13 protein-coding genes are annotated in these 16347 nt (G+C 70.6%); 10 read left to right on the top strand and 3 right to left on the bottom strand.

The genetic code is table 11. The annotated features are described in order from the left end of the window. The first annotated feature begins 60 nt into the window (after nt 1-60). Complete coding sequence (locus tag OG622_RS05330; RefSeq protein WP_371573779.1) at nt 61-993, top strand: alpha/beta hydrolase; 933 nt, start codon at nt 61-63, stop codon at nt 991-993. Between the two features lie 647 nt (nt 994-1640). Here the strand turns inward: OG622_RS05330 and OG622_RS05325 are convergent. Beyond that, nucleotides 1641-2579: a PfkB family carbohydrate kinase gene (locus tag OG622_RS05325; RefSeq protein WP_371573777.1), complete on the bottom strand. Its 939-nt coding sequence runs from the start codon at nt 2577-2579 to the stop codon at nt 1641-1643. Between the two features lie 389 nt (nt 2580-2968). Here OG622_RS05325 and OG622_RS05320 point away from each other — a divergent pair, with 389 nt between their 5' ends. The 6 genes from OG622_RS05320 (at nt 2969) to OG622_RS05295 (ending at nt 10193) form a co-directional block, all read left to right on the top strand. Further along, nucleotides 2969-5344, top strand: a complete 2376-nt coding sequence (locus tag OG622_RS05320; protein WP_371573775.1) for a SpoIIE family protein phosphatase — start codon at nt 2969-2971, stop codon at nt 5342-5344. 147 nt (nt 5345-5491) lie between these two features. Further along, the gene (locus OG622_RS05315) at nt 5492-6577 is read left to right on the top strand and encodes an S-(hydroxymethyl)mycothiol dehydrogenase (protein ID WP_371573774.1); all 1086 of its coding nucleotides are present in this window, start codon (nt 5492-5494) and stop codon (nt 6575-6577) included. Continuing rightward, nucleotides 6577-7206, top strand: a complete 630-nt coding sequence (locus OG622_RS05310) for an MBL fold metallo-hydrolase (RefSeq protein ID WP_371573772.1) — start codon at nt 6577-6579, stop codon at nt 7204-7206. Before OG622_RS05315 ends, OG622_RS05310 begins: the two co-directional genes overlap by 1 nt. Nucleotides 7207-7412: 206 nt before the next feature. Beyond that, nucleotides 7413-7775, top strand: coding sequence for a bifunctional 3-phenylpropionate/cinnamic acid dioxygenase ferredoxin subunit (locus tag OG622_RS05305; protein WP_371573770.1), 363 nt, complete (start codon nt 7413-7415; stop codon nt 7773-7775). Next, nucleotides 7772-8932 carry an NAD(P)/FAD-dependent oxidoreductase gene (locus tag OG622_RS05300; protein ID WP_371573769.1) on the top strand — a complete coding sequence of 387 codons (1161 nt, stop codon included), beginning with the start codon at nt 7772-7774 and terminating at the stop codon, nt 8930-8932. The genes OG622_RS05305 and OG622_RS05300 overlap by 4 nt, the downstream gene beginning before the upstream one ends. 130 nt (nt 8933-9062) lie before the next feature. Next, entirely contained in the window at nt 9063-10193 is a 1131-nt protein-coding gene (locus OG622_RS05295) for an aromatic ring-hydroxylating dioxygenase subunit alpha (protein WP_371573767.1), read from the top strand. Nucleotides 10194-10202: 9 nt separating this feature from the next. Here OG622_RS05295 and OG622_RS05290 read toward each other — a convergent pair whose 3' ends face one another. Then, nucleotides 10203-10949 (bottom strand): IclR family transcriptional regulator, encoded by a 747-nt coding sequence (locus OG622_RS05290; RefSeq protein ID WP_371584007.1) that lies wholly within the window; start codon nt 10947-10949, stop codon nt 10203-10205. Between the two features lie 200 nt (nt 10950-11149). On the opposite strand from OG622_RS05290, the gene betA reads away from it, so the two are divergent. Both betA and OG622_RS05280 read left to right on the top strand, forming a co-directional pair. Next, on the top strand, nt 11150-12829 hold the full coding sequence (gene betA / locus OG622_RS05285; protein WP_371573765.1) for a choline dehydrogenase: 1680 nt from the start codon (nt 11150-11152) through the stop codon (nt 12827-12829). 3 nt (nt 12830-12832) lie between these two features. Then, entirely contained in the window at nt 12833-13669 is an 837-nt protein-coding gene (locus OG622_RS05280; RefSeq protein WP_371573764.1) for a 5,10-methylenetetrahydrofolate reductase, read from the top strand. Nucleotides 13670-13775: 106 nt separating this feature from the next. Here the strand turns inward: OG622_RS05280 and purU are convergent, their stop codons facing one another. After that, the gene (gene purU, locus OG622_RS05275) at nt 13776-14648 is read right to left on the bottom strand and encodes a formyltetrahydrofolate deformylase (RefSeq protein ID WP_371573762.1); all 873 of its coding nucleotides are present in this window, start codon (nt 14646-14648) and stop codon (nt 13776-13778) included. Between the two features lie 218 nt (nt 14649-14866). On the opposite strand from purU, the gene OG622_RS05270 reads away from it, so the two are divergent. Next, complete coding sequence (locus OG622_RS05270; RefSeq protein ID WP_371573760.1) at nt 14867-16336, top strand: aldehyde dehydrogenase family protein; 1470 nt, start codon at nt 14867-14869, stop codon at nt 16334-16336. Nucleotides 16337-16347 lie beyond the last annotated feature (11 nt).

Raw genomic sequence — 16347 nt, 5'->3', positions numbered from 1 at the left:
GACATGCGGACATCGGCCGGACGGGAGAGCCTTGGCCGCACCACCCGGAGGAGAGCGATCATGACCCGACCGGTCCACGAATCGTCGCGCGGGGTGCGCCGGATCACCCTGGACGCCGCAGGGGTGCCGCTGTCCGCACTGCTCGCCGAGCCGTCCGACGGCTCCGCGCGCGCTGTCGTGGCCGCCGTGCACGGCGGCGGCATGAACGCGGGCTACTTCGACTGTCGAGCCCATCCGCGGCAGTCGCTGCTGACACTGGGGGCGGGCCTCGGCTACACCGTCCTGGCCGTGGACCGGCCTGGCTACCACCGCTCCGCCGCCCGGCCGGCCGAGGGACAGGACCTGGCGGAGCAGGCCGTCTCCCTGCGCGCGGCTCTGCGCGACTTCGCCTCCTGTCATGCCACGGGCGCGGGCCTGTTCCTCCTCGCCCACTCCTACGGCGGCAAGGTGGCGCTCACCGCCGCCGCGGACCCCACCGGTCTGCCGCACCTGCTCGGGCTGGACATCTCCGGATGCGGCCACGTGTACGCCGTCGAGCCGCACGAGCTGCCGACCGGCCGCGACGACAGCGGCCGGCTGCGCCGGAGCTGGGGGCCGCTGCGTCTGTATCCGCCGGGTACCTTCGCGGCGATCGGCTCGGTCGTCGAGCCCGTGCCCGCCCTGGAACGGGCGGAGCTGGCCCGCTGGCCGTCGCTCTTCCGCGCCACGGCGCCCCGAGTCCGCGTGCCCGTACGGCTGACCTTCGCCGAGCACGAGGCGTGGTGGCGCCATGACGACGCGGCCCTCACCGATCTGGCCGCGTGCTTCACGGCCGCCCCGCGCGTGCACGTCGATCGTCAGCCGGCGGCCGGGCACAACATCAGCCTCGGCTGGGCTGCCCGCTCGTACCATCTGCGCGCCCTGGCGTTCCTCGAAGACTGCCTGGTCTCCCGCGAAACGATCCTCACTCGGCCCCCCGCCGTCCGCCCCCTGCCGTCCGCGACGGCCTCCTGACCGTGTCAGGTGTGCTCGGGACGGCCTGGGTCCGCGCTCGCGCCGACGGCCGGCCGGTCGTCCGGGCAGGAGCCCTCCTTGCCGGGTCATACGAGTGAACCGGCGAGGGACTTGGATCGCGCCGTCGCCGGCGGCGGAGTACCGGAGAGGGCGGCCCCGCCCGTCCCGTACGTCGATCGGGGGCGTAGCCGCAGTCCCGCGGGAGTCGCCGCCGTACTCGGGGGAGAAGGTGGTCGGCAGGTGCGGTCCGCCGTCCGGGCCGGGCGCCAGGAAGTGCGGGTGGTAGTTGATCGGCGCGCAGGAGGCCGACGCCGTCACCCGTCGGGGCGTCGGCCGCGCCGATGACGAGGTTTTCCCGGAACTCGCTCAACGTCCGTGTGATCGCGTCGAGTTCGAGATGTTCGGGATGGTTGGAGCCGTGGACGATCAGTACTCCGGCTGCGCGTTGAGGTTCCACCACGAGCGGTGGGGCGCGGCCAGGGCGGAGCAAGGCAGTCGGGCCGCGGCGCGGCCCGCGGCGAGGGCCCGGCCCAGGGCCGTGGTCCAGGGCCGTGGTCCGGGGATACGAGTGCGCGACGTGCACGGTGGGGTGCCAATGAGGTGAGGTCGGAGACGCGACTGTTCCGATGCACTGCCTGTGAGTGGGCCTACCCTCCCCGCATCCATGCCCGGGTGCCGAACGCGGCACACGCCCGTGAGGCCACCGAGGCCGCTCCGCGCAGTGCCTCGGCGAAGCCTCGTGACGTCAAGTCGTCCCGCACCGCGAGGTGATGGGCGAGCGCCCCGTGCAGGACGTCTCCCGCGCCCAGCGTGTCCGCCACCCCTACCTCAGGCACGGCCACCGTGCCCCCGCTGTCGGGCCCCGCCCACACGATGGGCTGCCCGCCCCGGCTGACCGCGGACCAGCCGACCCCGTGGTCCCGCAGGAACCGCAGGGTGTCCGTCGGCGTGCTCGCCGACGCGGCCGTCGGGATGTCGGTGGCGGGCGGGCGGAAATCGGCCGAGCAGACGGCCACGTCGATCCACGCCAGCAGCCGCTCCGTACCGGCCTTCCAGCTGCCCCCGTCGAGAACGGTCCGGCGTCCGGCGGCACGCGCCGCGCGGGCGGCGGCCACGGCCAACTCAGGGTGGTGGCCGTCGAATTCGACGATGTCGCAGTCCGTCACCAGGGTGTCGAGATCGTCGGGCGGGGCGAGCCGGTACGCCGTCGCGTTGGTCGAGGCGACGGCGCGGTCTCCGCTGGACGCGGTCACCAGAACGGACGACACGGCGGGCGGCTCCACCGAGTCGGCCGCCAGATCCACCACGGTCACGCCCAGCCGGTCCAGGTCCGCCACGACGGCGGTCCCCAGCGGATGGCAGCCGATCGCGGTGAGCAGCGTGGCCGCGCCGCCCAAGTGGGCGAACGCGACGGCCGCGTTCGCGGCCGGACCGCCCGCGGCCACGACCTGCTCATGAGCCGTCAGCTTCTCGTTGGAACCCGGCACACGGTCGACGAGCTGGATCACATCCAGCGTGCACAACCCGACGAACAGCCCTCGAGGACGCCTCCGTGACCCCGCCGCCGCATCCTCTGACGCCACCAAGGTGTCTCCACTCTCCGGTCGCGGTGCCGACCCGCCGACCACCACGGCAGCCCCTGCGACCGCCGGTCCTCTCGTATGAAAGCGGATCAGCAGGGGGCACGGCGAGAAGGAACCCGTGGCATGGCTGGGGACAACGCGTTCACCACATCGCCGTGTCACACCAGAGCCCCCGGGCCCCAACACCCCCGCCCACCGCTCCCACCGCACAGAGGCTCGTGCAACCGGGCACCGGCGCCGCATGTGGCGTGGCAGGGTAGGGGCTCGGGCGTTTCGGGTGGTCGCGCGCCATGCGAGGCGGGCCCGGCGCACAATGAAACCTGAAAGCAGTGCCTCGCAGTCGATCTGTGAGCCCCTGGACGACGGCTCCGGTCGTACGGAGAGAGGAAACGATGGGCGAGCACGGTGTCGCCTCGGCCGCGGTCGACGCCAGGGGGCTGGTCATCGCATGGAGTGCGGGCGCCCGACGGGTCCTCGGGTACGAGCACGGGGAGGTGGTCGGCCGCCGGGCGGCCGACCTGCTGGCCGATGCCCTTCCGGCCTCGGCGCGGAGCCGTCTCGCCGAGCCCGCCGAATGGCGGGGCCCCGTACACGCGCGGCATCGGGACGGTCACGGTGTGGAGCTGGAGCTGGAGGCGCACCCGCTCCTCGGCTCGGCGGGCGAGAACCAGTGGTTTCTGACGGCCACGGTGCCCGAGCCGGCCGCGCGGCTGCGGCGGTGGGCCCTTGACCAGCTTCCCGTGCCGATCGCGCTCTTCGATCAGGACGGACTCGCGGTGTCCGCGAACTCCGCGATGGAAGGGGTGATGGGCAGGCCGCAGAAGGACCTGCTCGGTCGACGGGTGGGGGAGTCGGTCGACGGAATGCGACGGATCCCGGGCTTCGAGGGACTCGACGAGGCGGTGCAGCACGTACTGCGGACGGGCGAGCCGACGCCGTACGAGGCATGGCTGCGCGCACCGGGCGAGGCCCGTGAGCACGCGTGGCTGGTGTCGCTCAGCCCGTTGAAGGACGGCTCCGGAGAGGTCCGGGGCATGTGCCTGGCCGCGATCGACAGCACCGAGCAGTTCCTGGCCCGCAGGCGTCTGAGCATGCTCAACGAGTCCGGCAACCGGATCGGCTCCACCCTGGACGTGACACGCACCGCCGAGGAGCTCGCCGAGGTGTGCGCGGACCATCTCGCCGACTTCGTCGTCGTGGACCTGCTGGACTCGGTGCTGGAAGGGGAGGAGGCCACGCCGTCGCCCGGCACCGCTCCCCTCGTCTTTCGCCGTACCGCCCAGCGGTCCGTGCTGGAGGGCTGCCCCGAGGCCGTGATCCCGGTCGGGAGCAGGCACACCTACGCCGAGGGGTCGCCGCCGGGCCGCGCGCTGACCACCGGCCGGGCCCTGCTGTACGAGGTCGACGACGTCACCGGGCTGCCGTGGGCGGGCTCACCGGAGCGTGCCCGCAGTATCGAGGTCCACGGCATCCACTCCATGATGGCCGTGCCCCTGCGCGCCCGAGGCATGACCCTGGGCCTGTCGGTCCTCGCCCGCCACCGCACGGCCGAGCCCTTCGGCCAGGACGATCTGCTGTTGGCCGAGGAGCTCGCCGCCCGCGCCGCGGTCTGCGTCGACAACGCCCGCCGCTACACCCGCGAACGCGCCATCGCCCTCGAACTGCAACGCAGTCTTCTTCCCCACCGCGCGCCTCTGCAGGCCGCCGTCGAGGTCGCCTCCCGCTACCAGCCGGCCAGCACGCGCGCCGGGATCGGCGGCGACTGGTTCGACGTCATCCCCCTGTCCGGAGCCAGAGTGGGGCTCGTCGTGGGCGATGTCGTCGGCCACGGTGTGCAGGCGTCCGCGACCATGGGCCGGCTCCGCACGGCCGTCCGCACCCTGGCCGACGTGGACCTGGCGCCGGACGAGCTGCTCACCCAGCTCGACGACATCGTCCTGCGCCTGGACTCCGAGCGGACGGCGGACGAGGCCGAGGACGCGGAGAGCCCGGGCGAGATCGGGGCCACCTGCCTGTACGCCGTCTACGACCCTGTCTCGCGCCGCTGCTCCATGGCCAGGGCCGGTCACCCGCCACCGGTGCTGATCGGCCCGGACGGCGAGGCCGCGTTCCTGGACCTGCCGATCGGGCCGCCGCTGGGCGTGGGCGGTCTGCCCTTCGAAACCGCAGAGTTCGACGTCCCCGAGGGCAGTGTGTTCGCCTTCTACACCGACGGCCTGGTCCAGGCGCCGGACCGCGACCTGGACGACGGACTCGCGCGGCTGCGCCAGGCTCTGCGCGGCACGGACCGTCCCCTGGAGCAGACGTGTGACGCGGTGCTGCGGAGTCTGCTGACGGAGCGGCCCGTCGACGACGTGGCCCTGCTCCTGGCCCGGACCCGGGCACTGGACGCCGACCGGGTCGCCACCTGGGACGTTCCCGCCGACCCCGCGTTCGTCGGCCATGCCCGCAAGCTGGCCTGCGATCAACTGGCCGCCTGGCGGCTGGAGGAGGCCTCCTTCGTCACGGAACTCATCGTCAGCGAGCTGGTCACCAACGCCATCCGCTACGGCGGGTCCCCGATCCAGCTGCGGCTGATCCGCGAGAACACACTGATCTGCGAGGTCTCGGACTCCAGCAGCACCGCTCCGCACATGCGCCGGGCCCGTGCCTTCGACGAAGGCGGCCGCGGCCTCCTGCTCGTCGCCCAGCTCACCCAGCGCTGGGGCAGCCGCCACACCCGCACGGGCAAGACCATCTGGGCCGAGCAGGCTCTCCCCGACGAGTAGCGGAACGCGTAGACCCCGAGCAGCGCCGACGACGGCGGAACTTCTTGACCCCTGGTCGGCGCTCCACGATGCTGTGTTGCGGTAGGCGCGATGCGTACCGTAATAAGCAACCGCAGACTCAGGTCTCGTTACTGCCGAGGAGTGGCCATGGCTCACCAGGTCCGTGCTGTCGTCGCGCGGGGCAAGGGCGCCCCCGTCAGCCTGGAAACGATCATCGTGCCCGACCCCGGCCCGGGGGAGGCGCTGGTGAAGGTCGAGGCCTGCGGGGTCTGCCACACCGATCTGCACTATCGGGAGGGCGGCATCAACGACGAGTTCCCCTTCCTGCTGGGCCATGAGGCGGCGGGCGTCGTGGAGTCGGTGGGGGAAGGTGTCACCGATGTGGCCCCCGGTGACTTCGTCATCCTCAACTGGCGTGCGGTCTGCGGGCAGTGCCGGGCCTGTCTGCGCGGACGCCCGTGGTACTGCTTCAGCACCCACAACGCGAAGCAGAAGATGACGCTGCTCGACGGCACCGAGCTGTCGCCGGCGCTGGGCATCGGCGCCTTCGCGGAGAAGACGCTGGTGGCGGCGGGGCAGTGCACGAAGGTCGACCGGGCCGCCTCCGCGGCCGCCGCCGGCCTGCTGGGGTGCGGGGTGATGGCCGGCATCGGCGCGGCCATCAACACCGGCAACGTCGGGCGCGGTGACAGCGTGGCCGTCATCGGCTGTGGTGGCGTCGGGGCGGCCGCGGTCGTCGGATCGAACCTGGCGGGCGCGGCGAAGATCATCGCGGTGGACATCGACGACGCCAAGCTGGACACCGCCAGGAAGCTGGGCGCGACCCACGCGGTCAACTCGAAGAACACCGACCCGGTCGAGGCGATCCGTGAGCTGACCGGCGGCTTCGGGGCCGACGTCGTCATCGAGGCGGTGGGCCGCCCGGAGACGTACAAGCAGGCCTTCTACGCCCGCGACCTGGCCGGCACGGTCGTCCTCGTCGGTGTGCCGACCCCGGAGATGAAGCTGGAGCTGCCGCTGCTGGACGTCTTCGGCCGCGGTGGCACGCTGAAGTCCTCCTGGTACGGCGACTGCCTACCCTCCCGTGACTTCCCGATGCTCATCGACCTGTACCTCCAGGGCCGCCTGGACCTGGACGCCTTCGTCACGGAGACCATCGCGCTGGACGACGTGGAGAAGGCCTTCGAGCGGATGCACGGCGGCGACGTCCTGCGCTCGGTAGTGGTCCTCTGATGGCCGCCCGCATCGAACATCTCGTCACCTCGGGGACGTTCTCGCTGGACGGCGGCACCTGGGACGTCGACAACAACGTGTGGATCGTCGGCGACGACACCGAGGCCGTCGTCATCGACGCCGCGCACGACGCCGGAGCGATCGCCGAAGCGCTCGGCGGGCGCACCCTGCGGGCCATCGTGTGCACCCACGCCCACAACGACCACATCGACGCGGCGCCCGAACTCGCGGCGCGCACCGGCGCCCCGATCCTGCTCCACTCCGACGACCTGCCGCTGTGGAAGCAGACCCACCCCGACCGGACACCCGACGGCGAACTCGCCGACGGTCAGGTCCTCACCGTGGCGGGCGTCGACCTGACCGTGCTGCACACGCCCGGCCACGCTCCCGGAGCGGTCTGTCTGTACGCGCCGGGCCTGACGGCGCTCTTCAGCGGCGACACCCTGTTCGCGGGCGGTCCGGGGGCGACGGGACGGTCGTACAGCGACTTCCCGACCATCGTCGACTCGATCCGCGACCGGCTGCTGACGCTGCCCGGCGACACCGTCGTCCACACCGGACACGGTGACACGACCACCGTCGGCGCGGAGGCCCCGCAGCTCCAGGAGTGGATCGACCGCGGCTTCTGACCGCCCACGCGACGACCCACGCACGACCCACGCACGGCGCCCGTACCGCCTGTTCCCGCAGGTGGTACGGGCGTTTGGGCTGCCCTGACGACGGCCGTCGCACCCGTCCGAAGCGGGCCCTTCGACGCCTTGACAAGGATTCTGGGCGACCTCAAACTGTTGTTGCGCTTACCGCAATCCGTTTCGCTATACGCACCCGAGGTGTCATGATGATTCCCGCGTGCCGTCTCGCAGATCTCCCGCGAGGCGAGGCCCTCCGGCTCGACATCGACCCGCCGGTCTCGGTGTTCCACACCGACGACGGCGAGGTGTTCGCCATCGACGACACCTGCACCCACCAGGACGCCTCGCTCGCCGACGGCTGGCTGGAGGGCTGCGAGGTGGAATGCCCGCTGCATGCTTCGAAGTTCGACCTGAGGACGGGCGCCGTCGACTCCCCGCCGGCCAAGCTTCCGGTCCGGACCCACGAGGTCGTCATCGAGGACGGCATGATCCACGTCCGGGTGTCCACGGACGCCCCCAACCTGCCGCCCTGCGTCGCGGCCCGGCTCGCCGGAGGTCCCGCGTGAGGACCGTCGCCGTCGTGGGCGCCTCGCTGGCCGGTCTGTCGGCGGCGCGCTCGTTGCGGAAACAGGGCTACGACGGACGGCTGGTCGTCATCGGCGACGAGGCCCACCGTCCGTACGACAGGCCCCCGCTGTCCAAGGAGTTCCTGGCCGGCGACCTCGGCGAGTCCGACCTCGCCCTGGAGACGGACGGCGAGGACCTGCGGGCGGAGTGGCTGCTCGGAGTCCGCGCCACCGGCCTGGACCGTACCCGGCGTGCGGTCCGGCTCGCCGACGGCAGGGAGATCCAGGCCGACGGCCTCGTCATCGCGACCGGCGCGGCCGCCCGCCGGCTGCCCGGCTCCGAGGGCCTGGCCGGAGTCCACGTCCTGCGCACCCTGGACGACGCCCGCGCCCTGCGGGACGAACTGGCCCGGGGCGGACGGCTGGTCGTGATCGGCGGCGGATTCGTCGGCGCCGAGGTCGCTTCCACCGCCCACGCGCTCGGGCTGGAGGCGACGGTCGTCGAAGCGGCACCCACGCCACTCGCCGCCCCGCTCGGCCAGGCCATGGGCAGCATCGTCTCCGCCCTCCATCTGGACCACGGCGTACGGCTGTTGTGCGGCGTCGGCGTCAAGGGCCTGAGCGGGGAGCGCAAGGTCGAGGCCGTCCTGCTGGAGGACGGCCGCAGCATCCCCGCCGACATCGTCGTCGTGGGGGTGGGCGCGTCCCCGTGCGTCGACTGGCTGGAAGGATCCGGCGTCACGCTCGACAACGGCGTGAAGTGCGGCGCGGACGGCCGCACCAGCCTGGCCGGCGTGGTCGCGGTCGGTGACTGCGCCTCCTGGTACGACCCCCGCGCGGGCCACCATCGCCGCGTCGAACACTGGACCGGCGCACAGGAACGCCCGGCGGCGGCCGTCGCCACCCTGCTGGCCGGGGGAGCGGTGGAACCGGGTGTGCCCCGGCCGCCGTACTTCTGGTCGGACCAGTACGGCGTCAAGATCCAGTTCGCCGGTCACGCGGCCGGCGCCGACAGCGTGACGGTGGAGGAAGGCGCACCCGACGACCGCAACGTCCTGGCGGTCTACCGGCGCGCCGGCCACCCGGTCGCCGTGCTCGGGATGAACCAGCCCCGGCTGTTCACCCGTTGGCGCAAGCAGCTCGCCGCGGCCTCCTGACCCGGCACGCGTTCCATCCCACGCTGCGGCCTTCATGGCACGCGGCGTCGCTTTACCCCCGACACCGTCCGGAGTCGCTCTTCCCGGCGCGTGACCGCCCGATCCACGACGTTCCTCCGAGGAGTGCCCTGTGACCTCGACCAGCCTGCCGGACAGCCTGATCGCCACCCTCCCCGGCTCCTCCTACACCGATCCCGCGATCTTCGCCCTGGAACAGGAACGCGTCTTCGAGACGATGTGGTTCTGTGTCGCGCGCTCCTCGGACCTGGGGAAGCCCGGCGCCTTCCGTACCGTCGACGTGGGCCGCGAGAGCATCCTGATCACCCGAGCCCGGGACAACTCCATCCGCGCCCACTTCAATGTCTGCCGGCACCGTGGGGCCAAGCTCTGCACGGAGGAGAGCGGCGAGGTCAAGCGGGCCTTCCAATGCCCGTACCACGCCTGGACCTACGGCCTGGACGGCAAGCTCGTCGCGGCGCCCAACCTCACCAAGATGCCCGACGTCGGCCGCACCGAGTACGGCCTGGTGAGCGTGGCCGTCCGTGAATGGCTCGGTTACGTCTGGGTCTGTCTCGCCGAGAACCCGCCCTCCTTCGAGGAGGACATACTGGGCGCGATCGTCGAGAGGCTCGGCGACGTCGAGGCGATCGAGCGCTACGACATCGACAACCTCTCCGTGGGCAAGCGGATCGTCTACGACGTCAAGGCCAACTGGAAGCTCATCATCGAGAACTTCATGGAGTGCTACCACTGCGCCACGATCCACCCCGAACTCACCGAGGTGCTGCCCGAGTTCGCCGACGGCTACGCGGCCCAGTACTACGTCGGGCACGGCGCCGAATTCGGTGAGGAGGTGCAGGGCTTCACGGTGGACGGCTCCGAGGGACTGGACCGCATTCCCGGCGTCGCCGAGGACCAGGACCGCCGCTACTACGCGATCACCGTCAAGCCGCAGGTCTTCATCAACCTCGTCCCCGACCACGTGATCTTCCACCGGATGTACCCGGTGGCAGTGGACCGCACGATCGTCGAGTGCGACTGGCTCTACCTCCCGCACGTCGTCGAGAGCGGCAAGGACGTCAGCCGGTCCGTGGAACTCTTCGACCGGGTCAACCGGCAGGACTTCGAGGCGTGCGAGCGCACCCAGCCCGGAATGCACTCACGGCTGTATGCCAAGGGCGGGGTACTGGTGCCCAGCGAGCACCACATCGGCGCCTTCCACGACTGGGTGACCGAGCGCCTGGGCGGCGGCTCGCAGTAGCCGGGAAGGTCAGCCCAGGTAACCCATGCGGTGGCTGATCTCCTCGGCGCCCTTGACCAGCACCGGGGCCAGCTCGCGCATCCGCTCCTCGGTGAACCGGTACGAGGGTCCGGAGGCGGTGAGGGCCGCGATGACGTCGCCCTCCCGGTCGAGCACCGGCGCGGCCATGGCGTGCAGACCGATCTCCAGCTCCTCCTGGGTCCAGGCGTAACCGGCCTCCCGTACCTCGACGAGATGCTTCTCGAGCTTCGTCTTCGAGGTGATGGTGTGCGGTGTGACCTTCTTGAGGCCGGAGTCGGCAAGCAGCGCGGCACGCTGCTTGGCGGGCAGGTAGGCCAGCAGGACCTTTCCGCTCGACGTCGCGTGCAGCGGCGTGAGCTGGCCGACCCAGTTGTGCGCGGTGACCGCTCCGGGGCCGCGCACCTGGTAGAGGTTGACCGCGTAGTGCTCCTGCAGCACCGCGATGTTGACGGTCTCGCCGATCTCCTCGGCCAGGGTCTCGCAGACCGGCCGGCCCTGCTGGGTGATGTCGATGCGTCCGGTCACCGCACCGGCCAGGCGTACGATGCCGAAGCCGAGGCGGTACTTGCCTCGCTCGCCCGCCTGCTCCACCAGGCCGCGCGCCTCCAGGGCGCCGAGAAGGCGGAAGGCGGTGGACTTGTGTACGTCGATTTCTGCGGCTACTTCGCTGACGCCCGCCTCGCCCCGGTGGGCCAGGATCTCCATAACGCTGATGGCGCGGTCCACGGACTGCACTCCGCCGGCCTGCGAGTTCGAGGTTTCCGTGTCGTTGCTGTAGTTGCTCACAGTGAAACTATACGCGTAGTAAACAACGCCATCGCAAGCAACGGCAACGAAATAATGGCCTTGCAGGTTGCGTTGTTCGCAACCTGGTGCGTATAGCGCTACTCGACTAGCATGCTCGCGTATCTACGGCGCGAGCGAGACGAGGCACCATGGCTCCCTTGCAATACGACTTCGTCATCGTCGGCGGCGGATCAGCCGGCTGTGCATTGGCGAACAGACTCTCCGCGGACCCGGCGAACCGGGTGCTGGTCCTGGAGGCCGGCCGGTCCGACTACCCGTGGGATGTCTTCATCCAGATGCCCGCGGCGCTGACCTATCCGATCGGCAGCCGGTTCTACGACTGGAAGTACGAGTCCGAGCCCGAACCCCATATGGGCAACCGGCGCGTCTACCACGCCCGCGGCAAGGTGCTGGGCGGCTCCAGCAGCATCAACGGCATGATCTTCCAGCGCGGCAACCCCTTGGACTACGAACGCTGGGCGGCCGACGCGGGGATGGAGCACTGGGACTACGCGCACTGTCTGCCGTACTTCCGCCGCATGGAGAACTGTCTCGCGGCCGACCCGGACGACGAGTTCCGCGGCCACGACGGCCCGCTCGTCCTCGAACGGGGCCCCGCGACCAACCCGCTCTTCGGCGCCTTCCTCAAGGCCACCGAGGAGGCCGGCTACGCACCCACGGACGATGTCAACGGCTACCGGCAGGAAGGCTTCGCCAAGTTCGACCGCAACGTCCACCGCGGACGTCGGCTCTCGGCCTCGAAGGCGTACCTCAAGCCCGCCACCAAGCGGCCCAACCTGACCGTCAGGACCCGCGCCCTCGTCACCCGCGTGCTCTTCGAGGGCAAGCGTGCCGTCGGTGTCGAGTACCGGCGCGGGCGCGGCGCCCCCCAGCAGGTCCGCGCAGGGGAGGTCATTCTCAGCGGCGGCGCGATCAACTCCCCACAGCTGCTGCAGCTCTCCGGCGTAGGCAACGCCGAGGAGCTGACCGCCCTCGGCATCGACGTCGTCCACGACCTCCCGGGCGTCGGCGAGAACATGCAGGACCACCTGGAGGTGTACATCCAGTACGCCTGCAAGCAGCCGGTGTCCATGCAGCCGTACCTGGCGAAGTGGCGCGCACCCTTCATCGGGCTCCAGTGGCTCTTCCGCAAGGGACCGGCGTCCACGAACCACTTCGAGGCCGGCGGGTTCGCCCGCAGCAACGAGGACGTCGAGTACCCCAACCTGATGTTCCACTTCCTGCCGATCGCCGTCCGCTACGACGGCTCCTCGCCGGCCGGCGGTCATGGCTACCAGGTGCATGTGGGGCCGATGTACTCCGACGCCATCGGCTCGGTGAAGATCAAGAGCAAGGACCCGCGCGAACACCCCGCGCTGCGGTTCAACTACCTCTCCACCGAGCAGGACCGCCGCGAGTGGGTCGAGGCGATCCGCGTGGCCCGCAAGCTCCTCAGCCAGCCCGCGCTCGCCCCGTACAACGACGGGGAGGTCTCGCCCGGCCCGCAGGTGGAGTCGGACGAGGAGATCCTCGCCTGGGTCGCGAAGGAGGGCGAGACCGCCCTGCACCCGTCCTGCACCTGCAAGATGGGCCCCGCCGGCGACGAGATGGCCGTCGTCGACCCGGACAGCCTGCGGGTGCACGGCGTCGAGGGGCTGCGCGTGGTGGACGCGTCGGTGATGCCGTACGTCACCAACGGCAACATCTACGCACCGGTGATGATGATCGCGGAGAAGGCCGCCGACCTGATCCTGGGCAAGGAGCCGCTGGCGCCGTCCAAGGCCGCGTACTACCGCCACCGCGACGTGCAGCAGAAGCAGGCGGGGTAGACCTTGGGCGCCGCAGGGCTCCGGGCGCTGCTGGACAGAGTCCGTTACGAGGTGCTGCCCGCGAAGGCGACCGAGGACAAGGTCCTCGCCCATGTTCCGCGCGACGTCGTCGTCACTGTGACGGCGTCGCCGGTCAGGGGCCTGGAACCGACCCTCGACCTGACCGCCCGGCTCGCGGCGCACGGCCGCCGTGTCGTCCCGCACGTGCCCGCGCGGCTGCTGCGGGACGACGCGCACCTGAAGGACGTCGTCGACCGGCTCCGTGAGGTCGGCGTGGAGGATGTGTTCGTCCCGGCGGGCGACGCCGACCCGCCTGCCGGGGTCTACGACGGGGCGCTGCCGGTGCTCCGCGGGCTGAGCGAGCTGGGGGCGCCCTTCGCGCACGTCGGTGTCACCGGTTACCCCGAGAGCCATCCGCTCATCCATGACGACGTCACCGTCCAGGCGATGTGGGACAAGCGCGAACACGCCACGTACATCGTGAGCAACCTGTGCTTCGACCCGCGCGTGCTCGGGGAGTGGATCGCCCGGATACGGGGCCGGGGCATCGCTCTGCCCGTCCATGTCGGAGTCGCAGGCCCCGTGCAGCGGGCGAAGCTGCTGTCCATGGCGACGAAGATCGGCGTGGGCGAGTCGACGCGCTTCCTGACGAAGCACCCCTCATGGTTCCTGCGGTTCGCGACGCCCGGAGGGTACGCCCCGGAGAGACTGCTGACACGTACCGAGGAGGCGCTCACCGGGCCCGCGGCGGGGGTGGCAGGGCTGCACCTGTTCACGTTCAACCAGATCGCCGAGACGGAGGCGTGGCGCCGCGCGCTGTTGGAGCGCCTCGGCGGCTGAGGGCGCCCCACGGCCGTATACGAAGACGGACCGGTCCGGAGCGGCAGGACAGGGCAGTGGGGCGGAGCTGGAAGGCCGGCTCCGCCCCACTGTCCTGTCCTGTCGCTCAGCGGAAGACCACCGTGCGGTTGCCGTCCACCATGACGCGGCTCTCGCTGTGCCATTTCACCGCGTGGGCGAGGACCTGTGCCTCGACGTCCCGGCCGACGGTGACCAGGTCCGCGGGGTCGAGCGAGTGATCCACCCTGACCACGTCCTGCTCGATGATCTGCCCCTCGTCCAGGTCCGAGGTCACATAGTGTGCGGTGGCGCCGACGAGCTTCACCCCGCGGTCGTAGGCCTGGTCGTACGGCTTCGCGCCCTTGAAGCTGGGGAGGAACGAGTGGTGGATGTTGATGGCCCGGCCCTCGAACTGCTTGCACAGGTCGTCGGAGAGGATCTGCATGTAGCGGGCCAGCACCACCAGGTCGATGTCCAGTTCGCCGACCAGCTCCAGCAGGCGCGCCTCGCCCTCGGCCTTGGTGTCCCTGGTGACCGGGATGTGGTGGAAGGGGATGCCGTAGGTGTCCGCCAGCCCCTCGAAGTCCCGGTGGTTGGAGACGATCGCGGGGATCTCGATGTTGAGGGAGCCGGTGCGCGAGCGGAACAGCAGGTCGTTCAGGCAGTGGCCGAACCTGGACACCATGATGAGTGTCCGGGTCGGGGTCGACGCCTCGCTCAGGACCCAGGTGATGCCGTACGCCTCGGCCACGGGACCGAACCGGTAACGCAGAGTTTTCAGGTTCGCGTCCGGGTCGGAGATGTCGAAGTGGACCCTCATGAAGAAACGGCCCTGGAGACGGTTGTCGAACTGCTGGCTCTCCAGGATGTTGCCCGAGTTCCTGACCAGGAAGCCGCTCACCGCGTGGACCAGTCCGGCGCTGTCAGGACAGGAGAGGGTGAGGACGAACTCACGGCCAGGTTGCGGTCGAGGGGACATGACGGCCTCCGTCGGTGCGTATTGCACAACATGGTGAGCGATACGCAACATGGTCGGCTCGACGCCGCTCGCGGTCAAGAGCGGCCGGGGAAGTGCTCTCATGGTGAAATCGTCATCAGTCAACCCCTTGACGTACCTCTATGGCATTCGCAAAGGTGTTCCACCACAAGCAATTGAATGCACGATGCGCAACGCATTTCAGCTGAAGGGCTTGGCGCGTGGCAGAACTGTATGTGGCTGGGGAATGGCGGGATCCGGTGGCCGGAGGGCGCCGGGAGATCCGCTGTCCCGCTGATGGCACGCTCACCGCGACCGTTTCGGAAGGGACACGTCCCGACACCGAGGCGGCGATCGCCGCGGCCCGCGGCGCCTTCGACGAGGGACCCTGGCCGAACACCCCCGAGCGGGAGCGCGGAGCGTTGCTGCTGCGCACCGCCGACCTCATCGAGCGCGACACCAAGGAGTTCGCCCGCGCCGAATCCCTGGACAGCGGCAAGCGGTTCGTGGAGAGCGAGTACGACATCGCCGATGTCGTCTCCTGCTTCCGGTACTACGGCGGCCTCGGCGGCACCGACGCCGGCCGGGTCATCGACACCGGACGCGACGACGCCGTCAGCCGGGTGATCTACGAGCCCATCGGTGTCTGCGGGCTCATCACTCCCTGGAACTACCCGCTGCTGCAGGCCAGTTGGAAGGTCGCCCCGGCCCTCCTCGCCGGCAACACGATCATCCTCAAACCCAGCGAACTCACCCCCTCCACCTCGATCCTGCTCATGCGGGCATTGGAGGAGGCCGGACTCCCGGCCGGCGCCGCCAACCTCGTCCTGGGCACCGGACCCGAGGTCGGCGCCGCCCTCTCCGAGGACCCGCGCGTCGACATGGTCTCCTTCACCGGGGGACTGGAGACCGGCAAACGGATCATGGCCACCGCCGCGGCGACCGTGAAGAAGGTGGCGCTGGAACTCGGCGGCAAGAACCCCAACGTGATCTTCGCCGACGCCGACTTCGAGACGGCCGTGGACTTCGCCCTCACAGCCGTGTTCCTGCACTCGGGCCAGGTCTGCTCGGCCGGCGCCCGCCTGATCGTCGAGGACTCGATCCACGACGCCCTCGTCGACGAGGTCGTCCGCCGGGCCCGGCAGATCCGGCTCGGCGGCCCCTTCGACCCCGAGGCCGAGACCGGGGCGCTGATCTCCGCCCAGCACCGGGAGAAGGTCGAGGCGTACGTCGCGGCGGGCCTCGCCGAGGGCGCCGTACTGCGCTGCGGCGGCGCACGGCCCGACGACCCGGCCCTCGCGGACGGCTACTACTACCCGCCGACCGTCCTCGACGAATGCCGGCAGGACATGCGGGTGGTGCACGAGGAGTCCTTCGGGCCGGTGCTCACCGTGGAGCGCTTCACCGACGAGGACGACGCCGTACGCATCGCCAACGACACCGAGTACGGACTCGCCGGAGCCGTCTGGACGCAGGACGCGGGCAAGGCCCAGCGGGTCGCCCGGAGGCTGCGCCACGGAACGGTGTGGATCAACGACTACCACCCCTATGTGCCGCAGGCGGAATGGGGTGGCTTCGGGCATTCGGGCGTGGGCCGGGAGCTGGGACCGACCGGTCTGAACGAGTACCGAGAGCCCAAACACATCTGGCAGAACATCCAACCCCGGCCGCAACACTGGTTCCGCGGCTGAATGCCGAGAAG

It is taken from the genome of Streptomyces sp. NBC_01314 (assembly GCF_041435215.1).
GTDB lineage: Bacteria > Actinomycetota > Actinomycetes > Streptomycetales > Streptomycetaceae > Streptomyces.
This window is presented reverse-complemented; position numbering and strand designations above follow the sequence as displayed.

Coding starts and splice junctions, on each gene's coding strand:
- OG622_RS05330 (WP_371573779.1), top strand. CDS start 61: ATGACCCGACCGGTCCACGAATCGTCGCGCGGGGTGCGCCGGATCACC.
- OG622_RS05320 (WP_371573775.1), top strand. CDS start 2,969: ATGGGCGAGCACGGTGTCGCCTCGGCCGCGGTCGACGCCAGGGGGCTG.
- purU (WP_371573762.1), bottom strand. CDS start 14,648: ATGTCCCCTCGACCGCAACCTGGCCGTGAGTTCGTCCTCACCCTCTCC.
- OG622_RS05315 (WP_371573774.1), top strand. CDS start 5,492: ATGGCTCACCAGGTCCGTGCTGTCGTCGCGCGGGGCAAGGGCGCCCCC.
- OG622_RS05305 (WP_371573770.1), top strand. CDS start 7,413: ATGATGATTCCCGCGTGCCGTCTCGCAGATCTCCCGCGAGGCGAGGCC.
- betA (WP_371573765.1), top strand. CDS start 11,150: ATGGCTCCCTTGCAATACGACTTCGTCATCGTCGGCGGCGGATCAGCC.
- OG622_RS05310 (WP_371573772.1), top strand. CDS start 6,577: ATGGCCGCCCGCATCGAACATCTCGTCACCTCGGGGACGTTCTCGCTG.